Genomic DNA, 2,080 nt, shown 5'->3' with positions numbered 1-2,080 from the left:
GGAGAATCGAAGAGTTCCACAGAGAGTTAAACAGTGCTGCAATATTGGAAATTTCTTCGTTAGAAAAAGATTTCCAGTATTAGGACATATTTCGTTAGCTATGAGGGCTTTCTTTATTTTAGAGAAAATTAGAATCGATAAAAGATTACTTGGTATGAGTTTAGAAGAGAACTAAATCGAATAGCCGTTGGGAATGCCATAATCTCTTTATGTAAAGAAACTGGTTTATTGTTAATCTAAGTATTTAAATGTATTTGCGAAAGTCCTATTTAAAATAAAATGAAAGGTTATGCAACAAAAACTAAAGAAAAAACATAATGGATAAAAGTTCAATTAGAATATTGAATAGGGGATATATAAAGTTTCCTTCTTTATGACATTTTTATTTTTAACTATAATTTTATTAAAAACATAACCTAACATAGTTGTTCCAATTAATAAAGAACCAAATTATAGTTGAATTTCAAAACATTTTGGAAAACGATTTTAAACCTGTATTTTTGAGAATATTGTTTATAAATTTATCTGAATAACTTAAATTCGAACTTAGCTTGTAGAATTCACATATACATCGATTTACAATCTCGTTTATGTCTAAGACGGATAATTTCGAGATGAATCTTTTTAAGCACTTCCATATGAACTCTATTGGATTCAAATCGGGACTATATGGAGGAAGATAAACTAAAAACACATCCAACTCCTCTGCTAATTCTTTAACTATCTTCGATTTGTGAGATGGGAGGTTATCCAAAACAACAATAACTGCATCGTATTCAGAATTTGCTTTTCTTATTTTCTTTATGGCTTTGTAGATTTCTTGTTTTTTCGAATTTTCCATTTCAATGCATACATCGTTTCCTATTAACGCATAAAATCCGAGTAAACTTTTTCTCGTTTTATCACTATTCACTTTTTTAACGAATTTTTTGAGTTTAGTCAAAATCTAACCGTATTAGGATTTGTTTGAATATATGTTTCATCAAGAAATCCAATCGCTATGTTTTCTAATGAAATACCTTTTGATACGATTTTACCAGCCACATTTTTAAGATTTTCGATAAATATCTCTTCTGCGTTTTCAGGTCTTCGATAGTCGATAGTATGGGTTTTTTTAGGGAATAACCTAACCTTCTCATATATCGATGTATTGTAGGGATTGAAATGTCTTTTCCAAATTCCTTTTTTATTATTTCATAGATTTCTTCTGTTCTCCAATAATCTTTGCTGATAAAATCGATTTAAGATTGTTTATTTCCTCGTTAGATAATTTTTTCGGTCTTCCTCCGTTTTTTCCGTTATTTGGCGTTAAAGAATTTTCTTTTTTCATTCCATTCGTTAATCCAATTGTATATGGTGTTTGATGGAACGCCTGTAATCTTCGAAACTTCATCGACATCTTTATATTTATCAACTAACAATAATACTAATGCCCTAAACTCCTCACTTTTGATATGTTTGTTCTCGATAAATCTCTTCAATCGTTCTGGTTCATCAATTTTCTTTCTCATGACTATAGCATACAACCTCTTTTAAATTTTTTATCGATATTATTTGCTAATAAGCGTTATATACCTCTTTCCAAAAAGTTATGAAAAACACTATAATTTAAAAAGATTACATTATGAAATGGACATATTGTTGCTTTAATCCCGTTGGAATAATAAGATTATATCCAATAACTGATATAGTTTATAAGTAAGTAAAAAGAAGGGGTTGGTGTTTATGGGGATTAACAACTTTTACATTGGGTTTATTGGCTTAGCAATTTTTATTTTTGGAATTACCCTTATGTTTTATCTTTGGGCTGTTAAGTTTGATAAAAAGTATTTGGCTAAGGATTAATTCTCTCTATAATGTTGTAGTATTTGGTTATCATTATCATTGTTATACTTCCAGATGTTAGTATGTGGATATAAAGCCATTGTAAAAAATGCATTAAAAACTCTTACTCCCAATTTTGAACTTTCAAGTTTTTATTAAGGGAAATTCAAGGTTGATATGTAAATTTCCCTTAAAAGAAATTTGAATCTAAAAATAAATATACTTCAATTACTGACAGTGTGATTACGAGAATCCT

Annotated in this window: 3 protein-coding genes and 1 pseudogene; 1 reads left to right on the top strand and 3 read right to left on the bottom strand. The window is 28.6% G+C overall.

Annotation, left to right across the window (positions count from 1 at the left end; translation table 11 throughout):
• Positions 1-240 (top strand): annotated as a pseudogene (locus tag METFODRAFT_RS11995) (IS701 family transposase); the annotation flags it as partial.
• Between the two features lie 223 nt (positions 241-463).
• Here the strand turns inward: METFODRAFT_RS11995 and METFODRAFT_RS09500 are convergent.
• From METFODRAFT_RS09500 to METFODRAFT_RS09495, 3 genes are all read right to left on the bottom strand, one after another.
• Positions 464-943: a transposase gene (locus tag METFODRAFT_RS09500; RefSeq protein WP_007045410.1), complete on the bottom strand. Its 480-nt coding sequence runs from the start codon at positions 941-943 to the stop codon at positions 464-466.
• A 64-nt stretch (positions 944-1,007) separates the two neighbouring features.
• Positions 1,008-1,232: a helix-turn-helix domain-containing protein gene (locus METFODRAFT_RS11910; RefSeq protein WP_394296036.1), complete on the bottom strand. Its 225-nt coding sequence runs from the start codon at positions 1,230-1,232 to the stop codon at positions 1,008-1,010.
• A gap of 66 nt (positions 1,233-1,298) precedes the next feature.
• The gene (locus METFODRAFT_RS09495; RefSeq protein WP_007045409.1) at positions 1,299-1,511 is read right to left on the bottom strand and encodes a helix-turn-helix domain-containing protein; all 213 of its coding nucleotides are present in this window, start codon (positions 1,509-1,511) and stop codon (positions 1,299-1,301) included.
• Positions 1,512-2,080: the final 569 nt, after the last annotated feature.

The sequence above is a fragment of the Methanotorris formicicus Mc-S-70 genome (genome assembly GCF_000243455.1).
Lineage (GTDB): Archaea > AGJL01 > Methanococci > Methanococcales > Methanococcaceae > Methanotorris > Methanotorris formicicus.
This window is presented reverse-complemented; position numbering and strand designations above follow the sequence as displayed.